The sequence below is a fragment of the Pseudomonas fungipugnans genome (assembly GCF_029955235.1).
In the GTDB taxonomy this organism is placed as follows: Bacteria; Pseudomonadota; Gammaproteobacteria; order Pseudomonadales; family Pseudomonadaceae; genus Aquipseudomonas; species Aquipseudomonas fungipugnans.
This window is the reverse complement of the sequence record NZ_JARBWL010000001.1, coordinates 2,804,572-2,830,808: the sequence shown is the minus strand read 5'-3', so window position 1 is coordinate 2,830,808 and position 26,237 is coordinate 2,804,572. Positions and strand designations below refer to the sequence as shown.

21 protein-coding genes and 1 pseudogene are annotated in these 26,237 nt (G+C 58.3%); 13 read left to right on the top strand and 9 right to left on the bottom strand.

What is annotated here, in order from left to right:
* The first annotated feature begins 98 nt into the window (after positions 1-98).
* Complete coding sequence (locus POF45_RS11815; protein ID WP_259496782.1) at positions 99-875, top strand: ferredoxin--NADP reductase; 777 nt, start codon at positions 99-101, stop codon at positions 873-875.
* 45 nt (positions 876-920) lie between these two features.
* Here POF45_RS11815 and mscL read toward each other — a convergent pair whose 3' ends face one another.
* Positions 921-1,334, bottom strand: coding sequence for a large-conductance mechanosensitive channel protein MscL (gene mscL / locus POF45_RS11810; protein ID WP_259496780.1), 414 nt, complete (start codon positions 1,332-1,334; stop codon positions 921-923).
* Between the two features lie 287 nt (positions 1,335-1,621).
* Between mscL and katB the strand changes: the two genes are divergently transcribed.
* Genes katB through radA form a run of 3 tightly spaced genes read left to right on the top strand, consistent with a single transcriptional unit; the run spans position 1,622 to position 5,181 of the window.
* A complete protein-coding gene (gene katB, locus POF45_RS11805) occupies positions 1,622-3,163 on the top strand; it encodes a catalase KatB (RefSeq protein WP_282315727.1) in 1,542 nt (513 codons plus the stop codon).
* Positions 3,164-3,222: 59 nt separating this feature from the next.
* On the top strand, positions 3,223-3,768 hold the full coding sequence (locus POF45_RS11800; RefSeq protein WP_282315726.1) for an ankyrin repeat domain-containing protein: 546 nt from the start codon (positions 3,223-3,225) through the stop codon (positions 3,766-3,768).
* A 45-nt stretch (positions 3,769-3,813) separates the two neighbouring features.
* Positions 3,814-5,181 carry a DNA repair protein RadA gene (radA, locus tag POF45_RS11795; protein ID WP_259496774.1) on the top strand — a complete coding sequence of 456 codons (1,368 nt, stop codon included), beginning with the start codon at positions 3,814-3,816 and terminating at the stop codon, positions 5,179-5,181.
* A 120-nt stretch (positions 5,182-5,301) separates the two neighbouring features.
* On the opposite strand, the gene POF45_RS11790 is transcribed toward radA, so the two are convergent.
* Positions 5,302-5,670 carry a PilZ domain-containing protein gene (locus POF45_RS11790; protein ID WP_259496767.1) on the bottom strand — a complete coding sequence of 123 codons (369 nt, stop codon included), beginning with the start codon at positions 5,668-5,670 and terminating at the stop codon, positions 5,302-5,304.
* Between the two features lie 159 nt (positions 5,671-5,829).
* Here POF45_RS11790 and POF45_RS11785 point away from each other — a divergent pair, with 159 nt between their 5' ends.
* The 3 genes from POF45_RS11785 (at position 5,830) to yjiA (ending at position 9,252) form a co-directional block, all read left to right on the top strand.
* Complete coding sequence (locus POF45_RS11785) at positions 5,830-7,896, top strand: carbon starvation CstA family protein (RefSeq protein WP_259496766.1); 2,067 nt, start codon at positions 5,830-5,832, stop codon at positions 7,894-7,896.
* A 15-nt stretch (positions 7,897-7,911) separates the two neighbouring features.
* Complete coding sequence (locus tag POF45_RS11780) at positions 7,912-8,109, top strand: YbdD/YjiX family protein (RefSeq protein WP_007895266.1); 198 nt, start codon at positions 7,912-7,914, stop codon at positions 8,107-8,109.
* 171 nt (positions 8,110-8,280) lie between these two features.
* The gene (yjiA, locus tag POF45_RS11775; protein WP_282315725.1) at positions 8,281-9,252 is read left to right on the top strand and encodes a GTPase; all 972 of its coding nucleotides are present in this window, start codon (positions 8,281-8,283) and stop codon (positions 9,250-9,252) included.
* A 98-nt stretch (positions 9,253-9,350) separates the two neighbouring features.
* Here yjiA and POF45_RS11770 read toward each other — a convergent pair whose 3' ends face one another.
* From POF45_RS11770 to POF45_RS11760, 3 genes are all read right to left on the bottom strand, one after another.
* Positions 9,351-10,043 (bottom strand): GntR family transcriptional regulator, encoded by a 693-nt coding sequence (locus tag POF45_RS11770; protein ID WP_259496764.1) that lies wholly within the window; start codon positions 10,041-10,043, stop codon positions 9,351-9,353.
* Between the two features lie 25 nt (positions 10,044-10,068).
* Entirely contained in the window at positions 10,069-10,773 is a 705-nt protein-coding gene (locus POF45_RS11765; protein ID WP_259496763.1) for a FadR/GntR family transcriptional regulator, read from the bottom strand.
* 72 nt (positions 10,774-10,845) lie between these two features.
* The gene (locus tag POF45_RS11760; RefSeq protein ID WP_259496762.1) at positions 10,846-12,156 is read right to left on the bottom strand and encodes a C4-dicarboxylate transporter DctA; all 1,311 of its coding nucleotides are present in this window, start codon (positions 12,154-12,156) and stop codon (positions 10,846-10,848) included.
* Here POF45_RS11760 and POF45_RS11755 point away from each other — a divergent pair.
* Positions 12,155-12,403 (top strand): hypothetical protein, encoded by a 249-nt coding sequence (locus POF45_RS11755; protein ID WP_259496761.1) that lies wholly within the window; start codon positions 12,155-12,157, stop codon positions 12,401-12,403. The two genes, POF45_RS11760 and POF45_RS11755, sit on opposite strands and share 2 nt — an antisense overlap.
* Positions 12,404-12,411: 8 nt before the next feature.
* Here the strand turns inward: POF45_RS11755 and glyA are convergent, their stop codons facing one another.
* Positions 12,412-13,665: a serine hydroxymethyltransferase gene (glyA, locus tag POF45_RS11750; RefSeq protein WP_259496760.1), complete on the bottom strand. Its 1,254-nt coding sequence runs from the start codon at positions 13,663-13,665 to the stop codon at positions 12,412-12,414.
* 234 nt (positions 13,666-13,899) lie between these two features.
* A pseudogene (locus POF45_RS11745) lies at positions 13,900-17,749 on the bottom strand (sensor domain-containing protein).
* 455 nt (positions 17,750-18,204) lie between these two features.
* Here POF45_RS11745 and ettA point away from each other — a divergent pair.
* The 5 genes from ettA to POF45_RS11720 all read left to right on the top strand — a co-directional run bounded on the left by ettA (position 18,205) and on the right by POF45_RS11720 (position 23,696).
* A complete protein-coding gene (ettA, locus tag POF45_RS11740) occupies positions 18,205-19,869 on the top strand; it encodes an energy-dependent translational throttle protein EttA (protein WP_259496758.1) in 1,665 nt (554 codons plus the stop codon).
* 470 nt (positions 19,870-20,339) lie between these two features.
* Positions 20,340-21,206, top strand: a complete 867-nt coding sequence (locus tag POF45_RS11735) for a sugar phosphate isomerase/epimerase family protein (protein WP_282315724.1) — start codon at positions 20,340-20,342, stop codon at positions 21,204-21,206.
* Between the two features lie 89 nt (positions 21,207-21,295).
* Entirely contained in the window at positions 21,296-22,009 is a 714-nt protein-coding gene (locus tag POF45_RS11730) for an AzlC family ABC transporter permease (RefSeq protein WP_282315722.1), read from the top strand.
* Positions 22,006-22,341, top strand: a complete 336-nt coding sequence (locus POF45_RS11725; protein WP_282315721.1) for an AzlD domain-containing protein — start codon at positions 22,006-22,008, stop codon at positions 22,339-22,341. The genes POF45_RS11730 and POF45_RS11725 overlap by 4 nt, the downstream gene beginning before the upstream one ends.
* A 44-nt stretch (positions 22,342-22,385) precedes the next feature.
* On the top strand, positions 22,386-23,696 hold the full coding sequence (locus tag POF45_RS11720; RefSeq protein ID WP_282315720.1) for an aspartate aminotransferase type Ic: 1,311 nt from the start codon (positions 22,386-22,388) through the stop codon (positions 23,694-23,696).
* Here the strand turns inward: POF45_RS11720 and POF45_RS11715 are convergent.
* Positions 23,693-24,187 carry a GreA/GreB family elongation factor gene (locus POF45_RS11715; protein WP_282315719.1) on the bottom strand — a complete coding sequence of 165 codons (495 nt, stop codon included), beginning with the start codon at positions 24,185-24,187 and terminating at the stop codon, positions 23,693-23,695. The two genes, POF45_RS11720 and POF45_RS11715, sit on opposite strands and share 4 nt — an antisense overlap.
* Positions 24,188-24,368: 181 nt before the next feature.
* Positions 24,369-26,222 (bottom strand): Lnb N-terminal periplasmic domain-containing protein, encoded by a 1,854-nt coding sequence (locus POF45_RS11710; RefSeq protein WP_282315718.1) that lies wholly within the window; start codon positions 26,220-26,222, stop codon positions 24,369-24,371.
* Positions 26,223-26,237: the final 15 nt, after the last annotated feature.

Below are 26,237 nucleotides of genomic sequence, written 5' to 3'. Positions count from 1 at the left end.
GTAAGTGAAATTTATTTTATAAAAGCCATTACAGACTGCCGGTGTTTAAGACGAGCGGTTTGCGGGACACTGTCACCACCTGTTCAGTGGAGCGCCCCATGACCGCCAGCGCCGAAAAATACACTCGCCAGACCCTGCTGGACGTCCAGCCGTTGACCCCCAGCCTGTTCACCTTGCGTACCTCGAGAGACTCCGGCTTTCGTTTTCGCGCCGGACAGTTCGCCCGCCTGGGTGTGACCAAACCGGATGGCAGTACCGTGTGGCGTGCCTATTCAATGGTCTCATCGCCCCATGACGAGTTTCTTGAGTTCTTCTCTATCGTGGTGCCGGGCGGCGAGTTCACCAGTGAGCTGAGCCGCCTGCAAGTGGGCGATACGTTGCTGGTCGACCGCCAGGCTTTCGGCTACCTGACCCTGGACCGCTTTGTGGATGGACGTGATCTGTGGTTGTTGTCCACAGGCACCGGCGTGGCGCCGTTCCTGTCGATCCTGCAGGATTTCGAGGTGTGGGAGAAATTTGAGCGCATTATCCTGGTATACAGCGTGCGAGAGGCCCGGGAGCTGGCATATCAGCCGCTGATCGCAGAACTGATGCAACGCGATTATCTGGCTGAGTACGCTCATAAGCTGCAGTACATCGCCACCGTGACGCGGGAAACCCATCCGGGGGCGCTGAACGGGCGGATCACCACGCTGATTGAAAGTGGCGAGCTGGAGCAGGCAGCGGGTGTGGCGCTGACGGCCGAACACTCGCGGGTCATGCTCTGCGGCAACCCGCAGATGATTGACGACACGCGCCAACTGCTGAAAAAGCGCGATATGCAACTGAGCCTGACTCGGCGTCCCGGACAGGTTGCGGTGGAGAATTACTGGTAAAAAAACGGCGCCCCGAAGGCGCCGTTTCTCGATGCAACACCGCCATCAAGGCCGGGTGTTCTGGGCCTTGAGCAGGTCGCGGATCTCGCTCAGCAGCTCTTCTTCCTTGGTGGGCACTGGCGGCAGGGTCGGTGCCACGGCTTCTTCGCGCTTCAGGCGGTTGATGGCCTTGACGCCCATGAAGATCGCGAACGCGACAATCACGAAGTCGATCATGCTCTGGATGAACTTGCCGTAAGCCAGGACCACCGCCGGAACAGTGCCATCGGCGGCCTTGAGCGTAATGGCCAGGTCACTGAAATCCACCCCGCCGATCAGCAGGCCGATTGGTGGCATGACCACGTCACCGACGAACGACGACACGATCTTGCCAAACGCTGCACCGATGATGATACCGACGGCCATGTCGACCACATTGCCTTTGACCGCGAAGGCCTTGAACTCGCTGAGCACGCCCATAGGTTATTTCCTTGTTACAGATGAGGTTGGTGAACGCAGTGTAAATCAGCAAAACGCATCTTGCTCGACACAACTGCTTACATCGTTTGCCTGCTATCGACCGGCTCATCGACGAAAAGTTTACAAAAGGCCACCATTCGCGCGCGGTTTACCCCCTCTGGCACGGGCTTTCCACAAGCATTTGCCTATCACCCCGGTACGGCATTTCTATTTAGATTCTGCACCGCTGGTCACTAGCCTCTGTGGAGCGCACCTGGATGCGCTTTATAAAATCAGAGGAAACGCCTATGACTTCTTCCCTTGGCTTCGGGGCTTTTCCCCACCGCCGCGCATTGGGCATCTTGACCGTCAGCCTGCTGTCCTTTTCCGTCAGCGCCGCCACCCTGACCCGCGATAACGGGGCTGCGGTGGGTGACAACCAGAACTCGCAAACTGCTGGCGCCAACGGCCCGGTCTTGCTGCAAGACGTGCAATTGATCCAGAAGCTCCAGCGCTTTGACCGCGAACGCATTCCCGAGCGTGTCGTCCACGCCCGTGGCACGGGCGCCCATGGCACCTTCACCGTGACCGACGACCTGAGCGATCTGACCAAGGCCAAGGTGTTCGCGGGTGGCCAGAGCACGCCTGTGTTCGTGCGCTTCTCGGCGGTGGTACATGGCAACCATTCTCCGGAAACCTTGCGCGACCCACGGGGCTTTGCCACCAAGTTCTACACCGCTGATGGTAACTGGGACCTGGTGGGCAACAATTTCCCGACCTTTTTCATCCGTGACGCGATCAAATTCCCGGACATGGTCCACGCCTTCAAGCCGGACCCGCGCACCAATCTGGATGACGATTCCCGACGTTTCGACTTCTTTTCTCATGTGCCGGAAGCCACCCGTACGTTAACCGAGCTCTATTCCAACTCGGGCACCCCTGCCAGTTATCGGGAAATGGACGGTAACGGTGTGCATGCCTATAAGTTGATTAACGCCAAAGGTGATGTCAGCTATGTAAAGTTTCACTGGAAAAGTTTGCAGGGGATCAACAATCTCGATCCAAAGGCTGTCGTAAAAGTTCAGGGTCAGGATTACAGTCATATGACCAATGACTTGGTATCGCATATCAATAAAGGCGACTTCCCCAAGTGGGACTTGTACGTTCAAGTGGTAAAGCCGCAAGACTTGTACAAGTTTGATTTCGATCCATTGGACGCCACCAAGATCTGGCCCGGTATTGCAGAGCGAAAAGTTGGACAAATGGTCTTGAACCGTAATCCGGCAAATGTCTTCCAGGAAACCGAACAAGTTGCCATGGCGCCCGCTAATCTGGTGCCCGGTATCGAGCCATCGGAAGACCGTTTGTTGCAAGGTCGAGTGTTCTCTTATGCCGATACCCAGATGTATCGCCTGGGCGCCAATGCACTGCAATTGCCGATCAATGCGCCAAAAGTTGCCGTAAACAACGGTAATCAGGACGGCGCCATGAACGGCGGGGCCAGCACCAGCGGCGTGAATTACCAGCCAAGCCGCCTGCAGCCGCGTGACGAGCCGCAAGTCGCGCGTTACAGCCAGACAACCCTGTCGGGCAGCACCCAGCAGGCAAAGATTACCCGTGAGCAGAACTTCAAGCAGGCCGGCGATCTGTATCGTTCGTTCAGTCAGAAGGAGCGCCAGGACCTGATCGACAGCTTCGGCGGTTCCCTGGCCAGCACTGATGACGAGAGCAAGCACATCATCCTGTCCTTCCTTTATAAGGCCGATCCGGAATACGGCACCGGCGTGACCAAGGTTGCCAAGGGTGACCTGGGTCGGGTCAAGGCGTTGGCGGCCAAGCTGGTCGACTGATTCCACTGCCATCATTGCGGGGTCTCAGTTGAGGCCCCGTCAGTCCCAGGAGCATGCTCATGCGTTTTCTCTTGTTTCTATTTCTCGGGAGTCTGTCGCTTGCCGCGTCGGCGGCGCCAGCCACTCAAGACCCCGCCGCGCTGAAAGCGCAGTTGCAGGATTACTATTTCGATGCCGCTCGCCGGGGCGATGTGCCGATGCTGGAGACGTTCATTGAGGCCAATTACTCCCTCGATACTCGCGACAGCAAGGGCTACACCGCGCTGATTCTGGCCGCCTATCACGGTCAGGGTGCGGCGGTTGAACGCTTGCTAGCCGCTGGAGCGGATGCCTGTGCCCAGGACCAGCGTGGCAATACCGCGTTGATGGGCGCCATTTTCAAGGGCGAAATACAGATTGCCCGGACCCTGATGGCGTCCAATTGCAGCCCCGATCAACGTAACGGCGCCGGGCAGACGGCGGCGATGTACGCCGGGTTGTTCAAGCGTGTCGAATTGCTCGACGCGCTCAAGGCCAAAGGCGCCGACCTGAATGCCGAGGATCCGCTGGGCAACAGTGCCGCGCGTCTGGCCAGCGGTGAAATCCGTACCGCCGCGCCGCGCTGATCCGTGCTGGCTGAGCTATCATCGCGGTTTTTGCCGGGAGTTCAGATGGCCAAGGCCAAGCGCATGTACGGCTGCACCGAGTGCGGCTCAACCTTCCCCAAGTGGGCCGGCCAGTGCGGCGAGTGCGGGGCCTGGAACACCCTGACCGAAACCATGGTGGAAAGCGGCGGCGCGGCGGCCCCCAGCGGGCGAACCGGCTGGACCGGCCAGCAGGCGCAGATCAAGACCCTGGCTGAAGTCAGCGTCGAAGAAATCCCGCGTTTTTCCACGGCTTCCAGCGAACTCGACCGGGTGCTGGGCGGCGGTCTGGTGGACGGTTCTGTGGTGCTGATCGGCGGTGATCCCGGCATCGGCAAATCGACGATTCTGTTGCAAACCTTGTGCAACCTCGCCAAGAGCATGCCGGCGCTCTACGTCACCGGCGAAGAGTCCCAGCAACAGGTGGCCATGCGCGCCCGTCGCCTCGGTTTGCCTCAGGACAAGCTGCGGGTGATGACCGAAACCTGCATCGAAACCATCATTGCCACGGCCCGCCAGGAAAAGCCCAAGGTGATGGTGATCGACTCGATCCAGACGATCTTCACCGAACAATTGCAATCGGCACCGGGTGGCGTGTCCCAGGTGCGCGAAAGTGCGGCGTTGCTGGTGCGTTATGCCAAGCAGAGCGGCACGGCGATTTTCCTGGTGGGTCACGTCACCAAGGAAGGCGCACTGGCCGGTCCCCGCGTGCTGGAGCACATGGTTGATACCGTGCTGTATTTCGAAGGTGAGTCCGACGGGCGACTGCGTTTGCTGCGGGCGGTGAAAAACCGTTTCGGCGCGGTAAACGAGCTGGGCGTGTTCGGCATGACTGACAAGGGCCTGAAAGAAGTCTCCAACCCGTCTGCGATATTTCTTACCCGCGCTCAGGAAGAAGTCCCGGGCAGTGTGGTCATGGCGACGTGGGAAGGCACGCGACCGATGCTGGTGGAAGTTCAGGCGCTGGTGGATGACAGTCACCTGGCCAACCCGCGCCGGGTGACGCTGGGCCTGGATCAGAATCGTCTGGCGATGTTGCTGGCGGTGCTGCATCGTCACGGTGGCATTCCGACCCACGATCAAGACGTGTTCCTCAATGTGGTCGGCGGGGTGAAGGTGCTGGAAACCGCATCCGATCTGGCGCTGATGGCGGCGGTGATGTCCAGCCTGCGCAACCGGCCACTGCCGCATGACTTGCTGGTGTTCGGGGAAGTCGGATTGTCCGGCGAAGTGCGCCCGGTGCCGAGCGGTCAGGAGCGGCTGAAAGAGGCGGCCAAACACGGCTTCAAACGTGCCATCGTGCCCAAGGGCAATGCACCGAAGGAAGCGCCACCGGGTTTGCAGATTATTGCCGTGACCCGCCTCGAACAGGCCCTCGACGCACTGTTCGAATAAACACCCTGTCTCTGTGGGAGCCGGGCTTGCCCGCGATAGCGGTCTATCTGTCGGCATTGATGTTGGATGTGAGTCCGCCATCGCGGGCAAGCCCGGCTCCCACAGGGGGATGTGTTTGCGTCAGATTTCGATCAGGGCCCCCAACTCCCGCTCCAGCTCCTGCGGATCCCCCAGATTGAGCTCGATCAAGCGCCGCAGGCTTTGAACCGATTCGAGGCTGATGTAGCGGCAGACGAAACCAAGTTGGCGGTTATTGTCATGGGACAGCTGCACGTCCATGCGGATCTCTGCGTCCTTGCCCAGGTGAATGTCCACCGAGAAAACCTGGTTCTTGTCACCCAGCCATGGCTCGGGCCGTTCGATCAACAGCCCCTTGAGCGACAGGTCGATCAGTTTCACCGGCCAGAGGTGTTGCCCTTGGCTCAGCTCGGTTTTGGCATCGAACGCAATACGTTTGAAGCGACGACGATTGGCAGGGTGCTCGGTCATGGTGCAATCCTCGCGAAGGTTCGCTGACTATAGACCCGCATCCCCGAGGCCCGCCAGCAAACCGGGGATCTAGACCTATGTCGGGGTATGGTCTTTGGCGCCAGTAGCGCTAAACTCGGGGTGGCTGTCTTTCTTGTCCACCCTGGCTGGAATAATAAAATGAAAAATAATAATAGCCTGCTACGCCACTTACCCTGGCTGCTGCTGGCAATCGTAGGAGCGTGCGCCCTGGGCGTTGTGGCATTGCGCCGAGGCGAGGCGATCAACGCCTTGTGGATTGTGGTCGCCGCCGTGGCGATCTATCTGGTTGCATACCGCTATTACAGTCTGTTCATCGCCAACAACGTGATGCAACTGGACCCGCGTCGGGCCACCCCCGCCGTCGTCAACAATGATGGTCTGGACTACGTGCCGACCAACAAACACATTCTGTTCGGTCATCACTTCGCGGCCATCGCTGGTGCGGGGCCTTTGGTCGGCCCGGTATTGGCGGCACAAATGGGCTATCTGCCCGGCACGCTCTGGCTGATTGCCGGCGTGGTGCTGGCCGGTGCCGTTCAGGACTTCATGGTCCTGTTCATGTCCACCCGCCGCAACGGTCGCTCCCTGGGTGACATGGTCCGTGAAGAAATGGGCCGCATCCCCGGCACCATCGCGCTGTTTGGCTGCTTCCTGATCATGATCATCATCCTCGCGGTGCTGGCGCTGATCGTGGTCAAGGCCCTGGCCGAAAGCCCGTGGGGCATTTTCACGGTGATGGCGACCATCCCGATCGCGATGTTCATGGGCGTCTACATGCGCTACATCCGCCCGGGCCGCATCGGTGAAATCTCTGTCGTCGGCGTGTTGTTGCTACTCGGTTCGATCTGGCTGGGCGGGCAGATTGCCGCCGATCCGGTCTGGGCCAAGGCGTTCAGCTTCACCGGGATCCAGATTACCTGGATGCTGATCGGCTACGGTTTTGTTGCCGCCGTGTTGCCGGTATGGCTGATTCTGGCGCCGCGTGACTATCTTTCGACCTTCCTGAAAATCGGCACCATCGTCGCTCTGGCGATTGGCATCCTGGTCACCATGCCCGTGCTGAAAATGCCGGCACTCACTCAATTCATCGACGGCACCGGACCGGTGTGGAAGGGCGGCCTGTTCCCGTTCCTGTTCATCACCATCGCCTGTGGCGCGGTCTCGGGTTTCCACGCGCTGATTGCCTCTGGCACGACGCCGAAGCTGCTGGCCAGTGAAGGCCATGCCCGTTACATCGGTTACGGAGGCATGCTGATGGAGTCCTTCGTGGCGATCATGGCAATGGTTGCCGCCTCGGTGATCGAGCCAGGCGTGTACTTCGCCATGAACAGCCCGGCCGCAATCGTCGGCGGTGATGTGATGCAAGTCGCGCAAACCGTCAGCAGTTGGGGTTTTGCAATTACTCCGGAAGCGCTGCAAGCGGTCGCCAAGGACATTGGTGAAACCACCGTGCTGGCTCGCGCCGGCGGTGCACCGACGCTGGCGGTCGGTATTGCGCAGATCCTGCACAGCGTACTGCCGGGTGAAAACACCATGGCGTTCTGGTACCACTTCGCGATCCTGTTCGAGGCGCTGTTCATCCTCACCGCGGTTGACGCCGGTACTCGTGCCGGGCGTTTCATGCTGCAGGATTTGCTCGGCTCGTTCGTGCCGGCGCTCAAGCGCACCGAGTCCTGGACCGCCAACCTGATCGCCACGGCCGGTTGCGTGGCAATGTGGGGTTACCTGCTGTATCAAGGGGTGATCGATCCGCTGGGTGGCATCAACACCTTGTGGCCGCTGTTCGGTATCTCCAACCAGATGCTGGCCGGTATTGCGCTGATGCTCGCCACCGTTGTGCTGATCAAAATGAAACGCCAACGCTACATCTGGGTGACCATGCTGCCAGCAGTCTGGCTGCTGATTTGCACCGTCACCGCAGGCTTCATCAAGCTGTTCGACGCCAACCCGGCGATCGGCTTCCTGTCGCTGGCCAAAAAATACAGCGATGCATTGGCCAACGGGCAGATTCTCGCCCCGGCCAAGGACATCACCCAGATGCAGCATGTGATCTTCAACGCCTACACCAACGCAACGCTGACGGCACTGTTCCTGTTCGTGGTATTCAGCATCCTGTTCTATGCGCTCAAGGTCGGCATCGCCGCCTGGGGCACCAAGGAACGCACGGATAAAGAAGCGCCATTCCAGGCCATTCCAGACGCGTAATCGAGGATTGCAAACATGTTCAATGACCTGAGTCGCCTCGGTAAATACCTCGGTCAGGCTGCGCGCCTGATGGTCGGCATGCCCGACTACGACAACTACGTCGAGCATATGCAAACCAAACATCCGGACAAACCGGTGATGAGCTACGAGATGTTCTTTCGCGAACGTCAGGAAGCCCGTTACGGTGGCAAGGGTGGGCCCAAGTGCTGTTGATCCGCTAACCGCGGGTTACCCGATGTGATGTGGGAGCGGCTTTTTGTGGGAGCGAGCTTGCTCGCGATGCAGACAACTCGGTATATCGTCAGACCGAGGTGATGCCATCGCGAGCAAGCTCGGTCCCACAGGACCGCTCTCATTTTTTTGCGTATTAGAAGGAGATCCAGTTTGTCCTCTCCCATCCCGGTCACCGTGCTCAGCGGTTTCCTCGGCGCTGGCAAGACCACGCTGCTGCGCCATCTGCTCAAGGCCGAGCACGGGCTGAAAATCGCCGTGATCGAAAACGAATTCAGTGACGCCGGTATCGACACCCAACTGCTGGGCGACGAGCCGGTGCAGGTGATGACGCTGTCCAACGGCTGCGTCTGCTGCACTATCCACACCGACCTGACCAAGGCCCTGTACCTGCTGCTCGAACGCCTGGACAGCGGTGAAATCGCCTTCGACCGTCTGGTCATCGAATGCACTGGCCTGGCTGACCCGGCGCCCGTGGCGCAGACCTTTTTCATCGATGAGGAGCTGCGTGATCGCTACATCCTCGACGGCATCATCACCCTGATGGACGCGGCTCACGCTGAAACACATCTGGCCCAGACCATCGCCCAGGCGCAGATCGGTTTCGCCGACCGGCTGCTGGTGAGCAAGCGCGATCTGGTGGACGAGACGACATTCACGGCGCTCAGCGAACGCCTGACCCGGATCAATCGCCGTGCTCCGATTCGTGTGGTGGAACACGGCAACATTGACCTGGCTGAACTGCTGGACGTGCGCGGTTTCAACCTCAACGCCGATCTGGGGGGCGGGGTGAATCTGCGCCCGGTGAGCAAGGCGCCGTCCATCGACCGCATCTCCAGCCTGGTGCTGCGCACTGATAAACCGCTGGATATCGACAAGCTCAGCGAGTTCATGAATGAGCTGCTGGAAGACCATGGCAAGCAGTTGCTGCGTTACAAGGGCGTGCTGAGCATTCTCGGCGAGCCGCGGCGGATGGTGTTTCAGGGGGTTTTGAAGCTCTATGGTTTCGACTGGGATACCGAGTGGGCTGAGGATGAGACGCGCGAAAGCGTGATCGTGTTTATTGCTGATGATTTACCGCAAGAGAAGATTCGGGCGGGGTTTGAGCGGGTGGTGGCGGTCTGAAGCATCGTCGGTGGATGTTATGACGCCTTCGCGATCAGGCTCGCTCCCACAGGGGGATGCATTTCAAATGTGGGAGCAAGCCTGCTCGCGAAGACGATTTAATTGGCGATGCAATCCTGGCAGGTTTCTGGATTGAGCAATGCCCCCTCAATCTGATCCAGGCACTGCCCCATCAACCTGACAGCCATCGCCACATCGCCACCCTCCAGTGCATCAACAATCCCGGCATGCGCTTGCCACTCGCAACAACTCTGCGTCTGCCCTCCAAACCGCGCAATCGCCAATGCAGTCATGGGCACCAGACTGCCGAGAAAATGCGCCAGCGGTGCATTCCCCGCCATCTCGGCCAGTTGCAGATGAAACTCCCCGGCCAGGCGGATCGCCGGACCGCGCTGCGTACATTGGCGTTCTTGCTCGATCAACACCCGCAGGCGTTGCAAGTCCTGCGGGCAGGGCTGTTGGCAGGCCAGGCGTACCAGCGTGATTTCGGTCAGGCGCCGGGCATGCAGTGTCTGCCGGGTTTGTTCGGCATCGAGTGCAGCGACTTTGGGTCGATGATTGGGCCGCACGATGATGATCTGCTGATGCGACAGTCGCGTCAGCACCTGGCGGATGCTGCTGCGGCTGGTGCCAAACAGGTCCGCCAGACTTTCTTCGGTAAATCGACTGCTTGGCACCAGGCGCTGTTCGAGAATGGCATCGAAGACCTGCGGGTACAGATCATCCGCCGACGTCTTCGTACGGGCGAAGGGCAGGGCGCTGAGGGGCTGCGCCGGGGCGAAACTGTTCATGGCCTGTCTCCAGTTCGGGGCTGATTCAACTGCCTAAATGGTCGTCCGGGATATTCAGCTCAATGCCCATCCGCTGGCCTTCACGAAGGATATGCCGACGCATTTCGGCACTGGCCTGGGCGCTGTTCTTGCTGCGGATGGCGCGCACCACCGCTTCGTTCTCCTCCAGCCGCTCGGCCAGGTGTTCCGGCGAATTGCGCAGCACCTCGGCACTTTGCTTGAGGGCATTGCTGGTCTGTTGCACCACACTCTGGAAAATCGGGTTGGAGGTCAGGGTGAACAGTTCTTCGTGGAAGGCGATGTAGGCGCTCACGCCAGCCTCGCTGTCATTGGCGTCCAGCGCTTCGCGCATGTCCATCAGGGTCAGGCGCAGTTGCCCGACTTCCTTGCTGCTGATGGACTGCGCCACCAGGCCGACGATGAACGGCTCCAGGGTGTAGCGCAGTTGCAGCACGTCTTCCAGGCTGGCACCGGCCACCGCGTTGTCGTGGTGCTGGCTGTCGCTGAGATTGGCCTCCAGCACCACCACCCCTTTGCCCGGCATCGAACGCACCAGGCCAAGGGTTTCCAGCACGATCACCGCTTCACGCAGGCTCGGGCGGCTGATGCCCAGTTGTTCGGCGAGTTCGCGCTGGCCTGGCAACATGTCGCCGCTGCGCCATTGACCACGGGCCAGCGCGGCCCGGAGTTTTTCGACGACTGAATTTACGACGGTTGAAGTGCTAATCACTGTTTGCTCCGTGAGTCTTGAAGAGTGCCGACGGCCAGATTCGCAGCCTTCGGCAGCTCCTGCAGGATGGGGTCAGAATTCCTGATGCGCCGGTGCCGCCGTTTTTCTTGGCTGGAAGGTATACCCCTGCTGGCCGGAAAGTACCTTGTTCGCCCGCTGGATATCGATGTCCCGTTCCCAGCGTGCGATGGCCACGGTGGCGACGCAGTTGCCGATCAGGTTGGTCAGCGCCCGGCCGATGCCCATGAACCAGTCCACCGCCAGCACCAGCACCAGGCCGACCACCGGAATCGCCGGGATCGCCGTCAGTGTCGCCGCCAGGATCACCAGTGCCGAGCCGGGAATGCCGTGAGCCCCTTTGGAGGTGATGAGCGACACCAGCAGAATGGTCAGCAGGTCAGTCATGGCCAGCGGCGTGCCAGTGGCGTTCGCAATGAACACGATGGCCAGGGTCAGGTAGATCGAAAAGCCGTCCAGGTTGAACGAGTAGCCAGTGGGAATCACCAGCCCGACGGTGGAGCTGCCGATGCCCAGGTGTTCCAGCTTGCGCATGATCTGCGGCAGCACGGCGTCGGACGAGGCGGTACCAATGACGATCAGCATTTCTTCGCGCAAGTATTTGAGCAAGGGCCACAGCCGCAGCCCGGATAGGCGCATCACCAACCCGAGAACCAGCGACACGAACGCGGCACAGGTCAGGTAGAACAAGCCCACCAGGCTGCCCAGATGTTGCAGCGAGTCCAGGCCATATTGGCTGGTGGTGAATGCGATGGCGCCGAACACGCCAATCGGCGCCAGGCGCACGATCATGCCCATGATGCGGAAAATCACATGGCTCAATTCATTGATCAGCCGCGAGATGCCCGACGCCGCTTCGCCCACCAGATTCAGCGCACTGCCGAACAGCACGGAAAACAGCAGCACTTGCAGAATGTTGTTGTCGGCAAAGGCGCCGATCACTGAGGTCGGGATCAGTTCCAGCAGAAATTGCGTCGTGGTGTGCAGGTGCTGGCCTCGCTGGGCCAGATCGCCCATGTCGGCCTTGGCCAGTTGATCCAGATGAATGTTGGCGCCGCTGCCGATGCCGGTACTGAAGGCGAACGCCAGGCCGATCAACAGGGCGATGGTGGTCAGTACTTCGAAGTAGATCACTGACTTGAGGCCGATACGGCCGACTTTCTTCAGATCGCCGGCGCCGCTGATGCCGCTTACGACCACGCAGAATACGATCAGGCCGATGAGCATCTTGATCAGTTTGATGAAGCCGTCGCCCAAGGGTTTGAGCTGGGCGGAGTATTCGGGGAGGGTCAGCCCGCAGACGATGCCGAGCACCAGTGCGAGAACCACTTGGAGGAAGATTGAACGCGAGCACCATCTGAGCATGGGAGGAATCCTGGTCGGTGTCCTGGCTGCCGTGCGCGATGCGCATCAGATTCAGGACTTAATTATTGTGGTCTTACCGGTATGTCCAGTGCAGGCCCAGTCTACGCTCGGTGTTTTTGAGATGACAAGTGAAAATGATGAAATTGGCATGACCGGTCTGACCAGTGGTTACAGCGCCTACAGGGGGGGAATTGCAGGCGAAAAAAAACCGGCCATCACTGACCGGTTTTTTCATGCCGCGATTTAGCGTCGCAATTAAGCGCCGTATACCGGCAGCTTCTTGCAGATGGCCTTGACCTTCTCACGAACGGCGTCGATCACCGCGTCGTTGTTCAGGTCAGCCAGGATGTCGCAGATCCAGCCGGCCAGCTCTTTGCACTCTGCTTCCTTGAAGCCACGAGTGGTCACAGCCGGAGTACCGAAACGCAGACCCGAGGTCACGAACGGGGACCGTGGATCGTTTGGCACGGAGTTCTTGTTCACGGTGATGAACGCTTTGCCCAGAGCGGCGTCAGCATCTTTACCGGAGATTTCCTGCTTGATCAGCGACAGCAGGAACAGGTGGTTTTCAGTACCGCCGGACACCACGTCGAAACCGCGCTCGATGAATACGCTGGCCATGGCCTGGGCGTTTTTCACCACTTGTTGCTGGTAAGTCTTGAACTCAGGTTGCAGCGCTTCCTTGAAGCAGATCGCTTTGGCGGCGATCACGTGCTCCAGCGGGCCACCCTGGGCGCCCGGGAATACCGCGGAGTTCAGTTTCTTCTCGATGTCGGCGTTGGCGCGAGCCAGGATCAGGCCGCCACGTGGACCGCGCAGAGTCTTGTGCGTGGTGGTGGTCACGACGTCAGCGAAGGGAACCGGGTTCGGGTAGACGCCAGCGGCGACCAGACCGGCCACGTGGGCCATGTCGACGAACAGGTAGGCGCCGACCTTGTCAGCGATTTCGCGGAAGCGCGGGAAGTCGAGGATCTGCGAGTAGGCAGAGAAACCGGCCACGATCATTTTTGGCTTGTGCTCGACAGCCAGGCGCTCGACTTCGTCGTAGTCGATCAGGCCATTGGCATCGATACCGTACTGAACGGCGTTGTACAGCTTGCCGGAAGACGAAACGCTGGCGCCGTGGGTCAGGTGACCGCCGTGGGCCAGGCTCATGCCCAGGATGGTGTCGCCCGCTTGCAGCAGGGCCAGGTAAACGGCGCTGTTGGCTTGCGAACCGGCGTGCGGCTGAACGTTGGCGTAATCGGCGCCGAACAGTTCTTTTGCACGGTCGATGGCCAGTTGCTCAACCACGTCGACGAACTCGCAACCACCGTAGTAGCGCTTGCCCGGGTAGCCTTCGGCGTACTTGTTGGTCAGTACCGAGCCTTGAGCTTCCATCACCGCAGGGCTGGTGTAGTTTTCCGAAGCGATCAGCTCAATGTGTTCTTCCTGGCGCTGAGCTTCTTGCTCCATGGCGGCAAAGAGATCGGCGTCGTACTTGGCAATAGTCAAATCACGGCTGAACATGGCGGTCCTCAAGGATCGGGGCAGAAAAGGGGGGCATTCTAACCCAATGGGTTTTAGATGGCATATGAAAGGACATCATGTCGCAGACAAGTGGCGTTCATGACCGGATATGCGGTGCCTGGGCGGGCCTGTGGCGAGGGAGCTCGCTCCCGCTGGGCTGCGAAGCGGCCCCAAAATCTCGTGAGCGCTGCGCACTCAATCAGGAGCAAGCTCCCTCGCCACAATGATTGTGCTTCAGTCAAACATGAACAGCGCATCATTGCTGAACTGCGCCTCGAACCGGCTCGCCGGCATCGGCCGTCCGAACAGATACCCCTGAACCTCATCGCAACCATGCTCACGCAGGAAATCGAGTTGTTCATGGGTCTCCACGCCCTCGGCAATCACCGCCAGGTTCAGGCTGTGGGCCATGGCGATGATGGCGCGGGCAATCTGCGCATCCTGCTCACCCGATGGCAAGCCGTCGACGAAGGTGCGGTCGATTTTCAGCACGTCGATCGGGAACTGCTTGAGGTAGTTGAGCGATGAGTAACCCGTGCCAAAGTCATCGACCGCAATGCTCAGGCCGAGGTTTTTCAGCCCGGCAAGAATTTGCATCGCCTCACTGACTTCGCGCATCAGGATGCTCTCGGTCAGTTCCAGCTCCAGGCACGCTGGCGGCAGGCCGGTCTCCCGCAGGATGGTGGCGATCCGGGTGCCGAGCTGGCCGTCGGAGAACTGCCGGGCCGAGATGTTCACCGACACCTTCGGCACTCGCACCCTGGCCTGATGCCAGCTCTTGAGCTGACGGCAGGCTTCACTGATCACCCAGTCGCCGACGTCCACCACCAGCCCGAGCTCTTCCAGGACCGGGATGAAATCCCCCGGCGGCACCAGGCCGCGTCGCGGATGGCGCCAGCGCAGCAGGGCTTCGGCACCGGTCAGGCGTTTGCCATCGCCGCTGAACTGCGGCTGGTAATACAGCACGAATTCGTTTTGCTCCAGCGCATGGCGCAAGTCGCTTTCCAGCTCCAGACGCTCCAGGGCGCTGGCGTTCATGTCGGCCTGATAGAACTGGAAGTTGTTCTTGCCGCGCTCCTTGGCGTGGTACATCGCGGTGTCGGCGTTTTTCATCAACTGGCTGAGTTCGTTGCCGTCCTGCGGACTCAGGGCGATACCGATACTGGCGGTGACGAAGAACTCGCGGCCCTCCAGTACAAAGGGTTTCACCAGGCTGGCGAGGATCTGCTCGGCCACGTTAATTGCCCGGTTCAGCGCCACTTCACGGCTGGTGCGCGGTTGCAGCAGCAGGGTGAATTCGTCGCCGCCCATGCGCGCCACGGTGTCGTCATCGTCGACGCAGCCGAGCAGCCGCGTGGCCATTTCCTTGAGCATGCGATCGCCGGCGGCGTGGCCCAGGGAGTCGTTGATCGGCTTGAAACGGTCCAGATCGAGGAACATCAGCACCACCCACGACTTCTGCCGTTCCGCCGATTGCAGTGCGGTGTGCAGGCGATCCTGGAACAGCGTGCGGTTGGGCAGGTGCGTCAGGGCGTCGTAGTAGGCGAGGCGGTGAATCCGCTGCTCGCTGGCCTTGCGCTCGCTGATGTCGCTGAAGAAGCACACGTAACTGGCCAGATCGCCTTCGTCGTCGAGCACGGCGGTAATGCCGACCCAGGCCGGGTAATGCTCGCCGTTACGGCGCTTGAGCCAGACTTCACCTTCCCAGGTGCTGTTCTGATGCAATTGTTTGAGCACGTAACGCAGATGCGCTTCCTGCTGCTCGTCGACCGTCAGCATATTCGGCAGCTGATCCAGTACCTGCTCCACGGCATAGCCGCTGACACGACTGAACGCTTCATTGGCCTGGACAATGTAGCCCGCCGGGTCGGTGATCAGGATCGCCGACGTCGAGTGTTCAAATACCGTGGCCGCCATGCGCAGGTCTTTCTCGGCCCGGCGCTGCTGACTGATATCGCGGCCAACACCCAGCACACCTTCGAAAGCTCCATGTTCGTCCCACACCAGCACCAGCCGCAACTCGATAGGGATCTTGCGCCCGTCGGCTCGCAGGCAGTCGAAGAGGAACAGTTGGGTCTGCACCTGGTTGCGTAGCAGGGCCAGTTGATCGGGTTTATCCAGTGCCTTGCTGACCCGGTCCATCAAGCTGTAAATACCGGTCAGTTGTTGCGGGTTGGCGATGGTCGATTGCCAGCCGTTCTGGAAGATCCAGTCAACGTCGTAACCGAGCACCACTTGCACCGACGGGCTGACGTAATTGAGCGACAGTTTGCTGTCGGTGGAGAAAATCACGTCGCTGATGCTTTCGGCGAGCATGCGATAGCGCTGCTCGCTGTCGCGCAGGGATTCGCTGGCCTCGATCTGATCGGTGATGTCCTTGGCGACGCCGATGATGCGCGTGACCTGATCGTGGCAGTCGCGCGCCAGGGCCTGTTCACGAATGTCGAAGCGCCGCCATTTTCCATCGCGATGGCGAAAGCGCAACTGACATTGCAGCAATTGGCTGTACCCGGCCTGACGCTGGGTCTGGCGCGAGCGGTGGTAGTAGTCGGCATCTTCGGGGTGCAGCAGGATTTCCCAGAAGTACTCACCCATCTGGTGCAACTCGGTGCGGTTGTAGCCCAGCGTCTGCCCCAGGTGATGGTTGCTGAAGATCATCCGCTGGCTGATCACGTCCTGCACATACAGGTGATCGGGCACGGTACGCACCACGTCGGACCAGAAGCCTTCACGCTCCAGTAATGAGAGTTCGATGAGCTTGCGGCTGGTGATGTCGTTGATGCTGAGGATCACTGCTTTATAGTCGTGCTGTTCTTCCGGCAGGCGCAGCACCAGCCACAAGTGCTGATCGCGGCCGCTGGTGTCCTGAAGTTTGATTTCCAGTTCCAGCTGTTGCTGCTGGCTCAGCACCGCTTCGAGTACTTGATTGCCGATGGCGGTGCCATCTTGCAGGTTGCCGTCGATCAGCAGCTTCCAGGCCTGATCGCAGGAATTGACGTTGAGCAGTTGCAGGGCGACCTGGTTGACCTCGGTGATGCGCAACTCTTGCAGTAGCAGTAGGCGTTTTTTCCGGCGTATTGAGCCATGCCTTCAACTGATCGCTGCTTTGCAACTGGGACTTTTCGAACAGGGCCTTGAGCCCCGACAGATCCAGCACGCACAGGGCCACGCCGGTTCCTTCGAAAATGTCCTGATAGCGGCGCCGGCCTTCATGCAACTGGCGCTGGCGGCGACGCATGCTCAGCAGGGCGATGAACGGCAGCAGCGAGAAGGCCAGCCCCAGCAGGCATTTGCCAATGAATGCCGGCAGCAGTTGTTCGAGCACGCGCTCGCGGTCGAACAGGCCGCGCAGTTGCCAGTCGCTGCTGCTCAAGGGCACGGTGAGTACACTGTCCTCCAGATCGTCGGCCGTCGCCACGCCTGGTTTCGATGAGGGCAGGCCTTCATCGCGGCTGATGATCTGATGATTGACGCGGTTTTCCACCAGCCACAATGGGCGGATGCCGGTCTCGGCCTGTTTGGTCAGTGTCGAGAAAAACGTCGGCCGCAGACGCAAGGCCCAGTAGCCACGAGTACTGCCACTGGCTTGATGCAACAACAGGTGCACCACCGAACCGTCGTCGGCGTTACTGAAATAGTGGGCTTGCGCACGGCTGCGGCGCACCAGTTCGCTCAGGTAATCGGCGTCGTGGCTGTCGGCGGCGCTGTCGCTGACAATTTTCCCGGAGGGGCTGAGCAACGCCAGACTTTGCAGCTCGGGCAGCGACTGCTGCAATTTGCGTAACAGTGCCTGCTGTTCGTCGGCGCTTTGTGGTTGTTCGATGATCGGCAGCAGGTTGAGGGCGATCTGCGCGTTGAGTGCCATGTTCAGGCTGACCTGCGAGGCGAGGTCGGCGGTGTAGTCGATGGTGTACTGGCGCTGGTTCTTTTCGGTTTCGCGCAGTTGGTCCAACAGTTGCCAGAACAGCAACGCGAGCAGCAACAGCACGAGCGTCGCCAGCGCGCCCTTCAGAGTTCCGCGCAGGGGGGAGCTCGGCGCAGCAGTGGTCGCACGAGAGGTTAGAGGCGGAGTGTCATTAGACAAACTGTAATCCTGCGGATTGGCTGGACTGGCGCGACGTGCACTATAAGCCGGACGCCCGAAGGGCGGCTAGCATGCCTTGAGTTGTGGCTAAGTGCCAGCCCCTCTCGGCTGGACTGCCACTTGTCATTAAGGTAGCTTTGCCGGTTACGCGGGAGCGTTCCAGCTCTTAGGGGGCATTCTCAATTAGTTTCCACACCCCGGCCCTTCGGGTTGTGCCTTCAAGCGGCCAGGCTGCGTTGCAGGCCTTGGAAAGGGAACAACCATTCCCAGCGGCCTGCGCCTTGCCTGGCCCGCTTTAAGGCGACAACGCGGTGTGGAAACTAATTGAGAACGCCCCCTAAACTCAGGTTTTTCAGCGCGCACGTATTGATAGTCATCAATCGGGCGGCGCGCACGGTCTGGCCGGGCATCGCCTGCGCTCCAATCATTCATCTGTCACTGACCCAAGGTTCTCCATGGCTCAATACGTCTTCACCATGCATCGGCTGGGCAAAGTTGTTCCGCCGAAGCGGGAAATCCTGAAAAACATTTCGCTGTCGTTCTTCCCCGGCGCCAAGATCGGTGTACTCGGCCTCAACGGTTCGGGTAAGTCCACGCTGTTGAAAATCATGGCCGGCGTTGACACCGAATTCGAGGGCGAAGCCCGTCCGATGCCGGAGCTGAACATCGGTTATCTGCCGCAAGAGCCGATTCTTGATCCGACCAAGACCGTGCGCGAAGTGGTCGAGGAAGCGGTCAGCGTGATCAAGAATGCCCAGGCTCGTCTGGACGAGGTCTATGCGGCTTACGCTGAAGAAGATGCCGACTTCGACAAGCTGGCTGCCGAACAGGCCAAGCTCGAAGCGATCCTGCAAGCGAGCGACGGTCATAACCTGGAGCGCCAGCTGGAAGTCGCCGCCGATGCGCTGCGTCTGCCGGCCTGGGACGCCAAGGTCGAATTCCTCTCTGGCGGTGAAAAACGCCGTGTGGCCCTTTGCCGCCTGCTGCTGTCCGCCCCGGACATGCTGCTGCTCGACGAACCGACCAACCACCTGGACGCCGATTCCGTCGCCTGGCTGGAGCACTTCCTGCACGATTTCCCGGGCACCGTGGTAGCGATTACGCACGACCGGTACTTCCTGGACAACGTCGCTGGCTGGATTCTGGAACTCGACCGCGGCGCCGGTATCCCGTACGAAGGCAACTACTCGGGCTGGCTTGAAGCCAAGTCCGATCGTCTGGCCGCCGAATCCAAGCAGCAGTCGGCTCATGAAAAAGCCATGAAGGAAGAACTGGAGTGGGTGCGCAAAGGCGCCAAGGCCCGCCAGTCCAAATCCAAGGCTCGTCTGCAACGCTTCGAAGAAATGCAATCGCAGGAATTCCAGAAGCGCAGCGAAACCAACGAGATCTACATCCCGGCTGGTCCGCGTCTGGGCGACAAGGTCATCGAATTCAAGAACGTCTCCAAGGGTTATGGCGATCGCGTGCTGATCGACAACCTGTCGTTCTCCATGCCTAAAGGCGCCATCGTCGGCGTGATCGGCGGTAACGGTGCCGGTAAATCGACCCTGTTCCGCATGTTGATGGGCAAGGAACAACCGGATTCGGGCAGCATCGAAGTCGGCGAAACCGTGCAACTGGCCTGTGTGGATCAGAGCCGCGAAGACCTGGACGGCAGCAAGACTGTGTTCCAGCAGATCTCCGACGGTTCCGACCAGATCCGCATCGGCAACTACGAGATCCCGTCGCGTACCTACGTTGGTCGCTTCAATTTCAAGGGCGGTGATCAACAGAAGTTCGTCAAGGACCTGTCCGGTGGTGAGCGCGGTCGCCTGCACCTGGCCCTGACCCTGAAAGAGGGCGGCAACGTCCTGCTGCTCGACGAACCGTCCAACGACCTCGACGTTGAAACCCTGCGTTCCCTGGAAGAAGCCCTGCTGGACTTCCCTGGCGCCGCCATTGTGATCTCCCACGATCGGTGGTTCCTTGACCGCGTCGCGACCCACATCCTGGCGTACGAAGACGACTCGCAAGCCATCTTCTTCGAAGGTAACTACACCGAGTACGAAGCCGACCGCAAAAAGCGCCTCGGCGAAGCGGCTGCCCAGCCGCATCGTGTACGGCACAAGAAACTGGCCTGATTCAGGTCAGTTGTGTGACAGCATCATGAGTCAAGGCGTAAAGCCAACCTGATGAATGCTTTGAAATTAAGATCCGATGCCATTAAGGCATCGGATTTTTTTTGCTCGCCATTATTTGATTTGTAATTGAAAGTTACTCGGCCGATTGTTGTGTTTGAACGTGACTGATTACGAGTGGGCGCGTGTTGTCGTGTGGCTTGTTGTGATATCTGCTCTGCAAGTGCGGTATACAATGATATTTCTCAAGTTTTACCAAGGTTTTTATCCGTTTATTTCAAGGTTTTATATTCTGTAATGATTGTCGGATTTCAATTTTCGGCGGGTGCGTTATGGTGTGCGAGTTGATTTTACAGATTGAATAAAGGCACTGGTAAGTGCTGGGCAATCAGGTGGAAGAATAAAGCTGTTAATAGGGTGCTCCAGATCGTTCAAGGGGTTTTTATGATTTACATGGATGTATGGCTGATAGTATGAAAAAAATAATAAGTGATGTTTGTCAAAGGCAATGGCCAGAATATATGACGGGTGCTGCCCAGCAGAACTATTTAAAGGCCGAGCTTGGTATTCTTGAAGCCGCAGCGCAAGGTTATAGTCATTGGTACATTGATGGTAGTTTGCCGGGTGAGCGCCCTGCAGACTGGACGATCGACCGAATAGAAGCCTTGCAGGAAACAATATCGACGCTAGGTGTCAGGCCAATCTATCACGGGAATTTCAAGGCGCCTTTGGGCAGTGATGTTCGTGAGTTAGGAAGGGCGGCCCTTGATTACATAAAACGTGAGGTGGACCTGAGTGCGTCTTTAGGTGGCGCGCCTGTCATCGTTCACGGTGGCGGGATCGTAGAGCCGCGTCTGGTTGTGGAGGCTCGCCGCTTGGGGCTGACCATGCTTATCGATAATCTGGGTGAACTTGTTGAGTATGCACGCCATAAAAATGTAGAAATATGGCTGGAAAATTTAAGTAACTATACAAAGTTTCACCCGTTTTATTATATATGCGTTACCGGGGATGAATATGCGGAGGTGTTGGGGCGTGTGCCGGGGTTGAAGTTGTTTTTTGATGTGTCTCATGCTCATGTCAATGACGGAGATCCTGTAGAGGTTTTCAAGAAATTGCACCAGCACGTAGTGGGTATGTCGTTCAGTGACAATAAAGGCGAGCGTGACTCACATTTTCCCCTCGGTAGAGGATCGTTGGACTACCTCGGTCTTGTCGAGGCGATACACCAGTGCGAATGGAAAGGTCTGATAGGCTTCGAAACGCGTGGCAGCACGCTATCCGATAGTCTCGCTTACTTGAATGACGTTGGCGCCAGGATGACTGGAAAAGTCGCTTGATACCTGACTGTGTTTCAGGTCGCGTCCCCAAGGTGACCTGATTTACCCCAGAAAATCTGTGCTGATTACCAGCAATTAAGGTGGGTGCTGTGGATGCTTTTCGAGAAGAAATTCGCCGTGTTAAAAATGATGATTTCGTAAAAGGCTGTATTGATTCACTTCCGGTTTGCCTTGCGTTCATGTTCATGTTTTTTTCCATCGGGGTTTTATTGGCAACGGCTGGGTTTTCCTTGTTTCAGTCGGTCATCATGACATTGACTGTCCATGCGGCACCCCTTCAGGTATTTGTCGGTCAATCCGATGGGAATATAGGTGTCTGGGCGTTGATCATGATCACGCTCGTGGTCAATTTCCGTTTCATGATCATGTCATCGGTGTTATGTGAGCAATTCAAGTCCGTCTCTTTGGCGAAGATGATGTGGTCGGTGCAGTTGTTGTCGGTCTCGACATTCACCTTGGCAAATGCAAGGAAAGGTGACACGCAGGACAATTATCGCTACTTCTTGGGGTGTGGGCTATCGAGCTTGTTTGTTGCGGTATTAGCCACCTTTCTTGGTTATGTCATCCGTGCCGATTTGGGGATGATGGCTTACGCTGTGATCGCGATGATTCTGCCTATTCATTTTACGGCGCTTGTCGGTATGTCCTGGCCAAAGTGGCGGCCCGTCATAGCTACTGCAATAGGGTTTGTTGCAACGCCGATCGTTGGCGCATGGTTGGGCGTGTATCACGTGTTTATTGTTCCACTGTTGTTGGGTGCGGTATTTCTTTTCGCAGGAAAAGTAAGTGGTAAGGCCTCATGAATAATTGGACTCTGATTCTGGTTGCTGCGAGCGTATCGTATTGTTTGCGTTTTTTGCCTGTGCTGATATTTCGCAGGTTTAAGGTAAGTGGTGATGGCGATATTTACGTTTTTCTGAGTTATGCAGCATGCGCAGTAACGGGTGGGATTATTTACTCCATAGCATTTGGTGATGCGTTATTTGAGAATTGGATGGGGCATTTTGATATTGGTCAGGCTCTAAAGTTATTGGTTATTGTTCTTTCATTTTTTATTGCTGCTATTACCCGCAGTGTCATTAAGTCACTGGTTTGCTGTGCGTCGATGTATGCAGCTGTTTTGTATTTGCTTTGACTGGGTCAGTGACGACTTGTTGATAACTACAAAGGATGATCAAAATGGATTTTTTTGCGGGCTTTGATACGCTGCCAAGTCAGTTGATGTTTAAAGAACTTGAGATCGTCTATTCCCGTATAGTGGCGGCCGGGCTTGAGATTAATATGACTCGTGGATTGCCTTCGGTTGCGCAGTTGGAGTTGGCTGGCTCCTTCTTGTCATTACCTGGCGCGACAAACTTCGTTTCCAGAAATGCAATCGATTGGCGAAACTATGGTTGTCTGCAAGGACTGCCGGAGCTTAGAGAGCTGGTCGCAGAGCCATTACTGGGGTTGCCTGCCGAACAGGTCGCTGTCGGCGAAAACTCCAGTCTTGCATTGATGCACGAGACGCTCGCTTACGCTTTCATCCATGGATTGCGCGCAAGCCCGCAGCCTTGGAGGAAGGAGCCAGTGATCAAGTTTCTTTGCCCTGTTCCAGGGTATGACCGGCATTTTGCGATGTGCGATGAGTTTCGCATTGAAATGCTGCCGGTTCCCATGCTCGCGACAGGCCCCGACATGGATACGGTCGAAAAGCTGGTGGCTTGCGACCCTGCGATAAAAGGGATGTGGTGCGTCCCGAAATACAGTAATCCCTCGGGTGCGGTCTATTGCAGTGACACGGTTGCCAGACTTGCGAAGATGCCTACTGCGGCAAAAGACTTCGTCTTGTTCTGGGATAACGCTTATGCCGTCCATCATCTGACGGAAGATGAAGTGCCGAACCAGCCGATAGCGAGGCTATGCGAAGCAGCTGGACATGTCGACCGGCCGCTCGTTTTCGCGTCGACTTCGAAAATAGTTTTACCAGGAGCGGGATTGGCATTTTTTGGTTCCTCGCCGACTAACCTGGTGTGGTGGTTAAAGCATCGCGCAAGCAAGACTATCGGTCCTGATAAAGTCAATCAGCTACGGCATCTGCTTTTCTTCGCAAACAGCGCAGGGCTCACCGCTCACATGAAAAAACATCGGGTGTTGCTTGCTCCTAAATTCGAGGCGCTTGAGGCCGGGTTATCCCAAGGTCTTGGCAATATGGAACAAGTAGCCTGGACGAGGCCCAAGGGAGGGTATTTCGTCAGTCTCGATCTGCCCGAAGGATGCGCCAGCAGGGCTGTCGAGCTGGCCCTCAATGCCGGGGTCGCGCTGACACAAGCGGGTGCTACTCACCCAAGAGGAATCGATTATCGAGACACCACCATTCGGCTTGCTCCCACCTATCTGGATCTCGAAACACTCGGCATCGCGACTCAAGTCCTGGTCGTTTGCGTAATGCTTGCCATTGCTCAGAACGGTGGCTCGCAGAACTCAGTGCACGGCCACGGTATGGTTTAAGCCGGTTCGATGCGAATTACTTCAATCAGTTGATCGCCGGCCGGCCGCAACCACTGCACCTCATCGCCCAGCTGCGCGCCGAGGAGCGCCCGGCCCAGCGGCGATCCCCAGTTGATCAATCCAGCCGCCGCGTCGGCCTGATCCTCTCCAACCAACTGCACTGTCTGCTCGGTGTTGTGTTCGTCGGCGAAGGTCACCCGGCTGCCGATCTGCACTTTGTCGGTGGAGATGGCTGATGTCACGACTTGAGCGCTTTGCAGGCGATGATTGAAGTAGCGCAGGTCTCGTTCAAGATCGGCCAGGCGCTGTTTGTCGGCCAGCTCGCCCTGGGCAGACTGCTCACTGTGCAAGAGCTGTAACTCGGCCACTTTGCCCTGCAACTGCCTCAATCCTTCGTGCGTCACGTAGTTGGGCTGCGCGCTGACCTGCCGTTCCACTGGCTGGTCGGCTTGTGCGGCGGCGTTGTCTTCATTGACGAATGCACGACTCATGGTTTTCTCCCGTTATAGGGTTTGGGCCATGGTCGCAGGCATTTGGTTTCGTCGGATGTCTGTCAGCGACCTGCATCTCCTGTGGGAGCGAGCCTGCTCGCGAAAGCGGTATGTCATCAAACATTGATGTCGACTGACGCGACGCCTTCGCGAGCAAGCCCGTTCCCACGGGGATTACGGGTCAATAGTGATACCACTTCACCTCAAGCATCACCTCATTCTCAGGGGATGCGATATGGCTGAACTCGCGCTGGGCGCTCAGGCGCAGTCCCAGGTTGCGTGACAATTCCCATTGCTGGTTCAGGCTCAGGCTGCGGCGTACTTCGCCATTGGTGAAGAAGTCGCCTTTGGTTTCGAGGCTGAAGTTACCCAGCGGGTTTTTCCACAACACGCCGCTGTTGAAGCCCGCCGCCGGGGCGACAAAACCGGCAAAGTCATTGTTGTGTTCGATACGCACGGTGCCCAGGGCAAAGCCGAGCACGTCCTCGCCCAGTTGCCAGGTGCCGCCTGCGCCGCCGTTGACGTGGCTGACCAGGTTTTCGTCGTCATGCTTGCCCGGCACGCGTTCAAGGCCGCCGGTGACTTGCCATGACAGCGGTTGCAACAGCTCGTTGCGCGGGGTCAGGGAGCGGATGGTCGCCAGATCCAGCTGCTGCAATTGCCAGTGATTGCCTTCGTACTGGCGCAGTTTCATTTGCAGGATTTCGATCTGCGCGCCCAGAGGGAAACTCTGGGCGTTGTCGTTGAGGTCGTGATAGGCCATGCGCAGGCCGTACTCGCCGAACGCCTTGTCGCCACGGGTGCCGACACCGGCTTGCCAGGTGCGGGACTCGTGGCCGTCTTCAGGCAAACCGGGGCGGGGGATGTCCAGCTCCGGCGCCGGGTTCTGGTTGATCGCGCGCAGCAGTTCGAAACTGCGTTGGGCGCGTTCAGGGTCGCGTTCCTGGCCGTTGGCGCGGTAGCGTTCCAGGCGATAGGCAGCATCGATGATCAGCGCCTGGCGGTCTTTGGGCTGGGCTTTGAAGGCCGGTTCCTGCAATTGTTTTTGATCGGCGCTGACTTTTAGCACCCATTGCTGTTCGTCGCTGTTCAGCGGTTGGGCGCGGCTCAGCAGCTCACGTTCGCGGGACGGGCGGTATTCGATTGACTCCACCAGCCCGGCGTCTTTCACGGCTTTGACGGTATCAGTCGGAATGGCGGTGAGCGGGAATTGCTCGGTCAGGCGCAGGCTGGGCCGCGCTACTTGCAGCAACTCAAGCAAGCGATAGGAGCAGTTTTCATCGAAGAAGAAATAGTCGAACTGGATCTGCTTGAGTTCCCAGACGTGCTCGACCATGCGTGCCGTTTCGACCTGGGTCAGGTTCAGACGGTATTCCCACAGGTCGCGGTTTTCAAGGCTGCGGTATTCCGAGAGCTTTTCCTGATAGGGCACCAGGGCGAACAACCCCGGATAGCCGCCCATCAGGCCTTTCCACGCATAGAGAATGCTGTTGTCCGAGCCTTCGATGTAGGCGCCAAAGTTGATCGCGTAACTGAGCAGGGACGTGTGATCGCTTTGCACATCCGCCTGGTCGATGCGCAACAAGGTGTGGCCGAACATCGACGAGGGGCTGTTGAGGTAGGCCGCGGGGAAAATCATCACCGCGCTGTGGGGCGAAACATCCTTGAACCATTGCTTGAACTCGGCGCAATCGAGCGTCGGCAAGTCGTTCAGGTTGAGTTGCGCTTTCAACCAGCGGGTGCGCGCCGGATAGACGCACTGGGCATGTTGTTCACCGGCACTGGCCGGGGCGTACAGCGCTTGAACCGTGGCGGCGAGCTCGTGATCGGGGTGTTCATTGCCATCCGGAGCGAGGAAAAATTTCTTGTCGCTGACATAACTGCGCCAGCCGCCGAGCTTGGCGGTTTCGTAATGTCCCAGGGAAATCCAGAAAGGATCATTGGCCAATTGCTGCAAACGTTGATGGTCGATGTTCGGCGCGGCGGACAGCGGGGCGCAGACACAGAGCGCCAGCCAGGCAAGGCGTTTGAGCATAGTGGGCAACTTAAG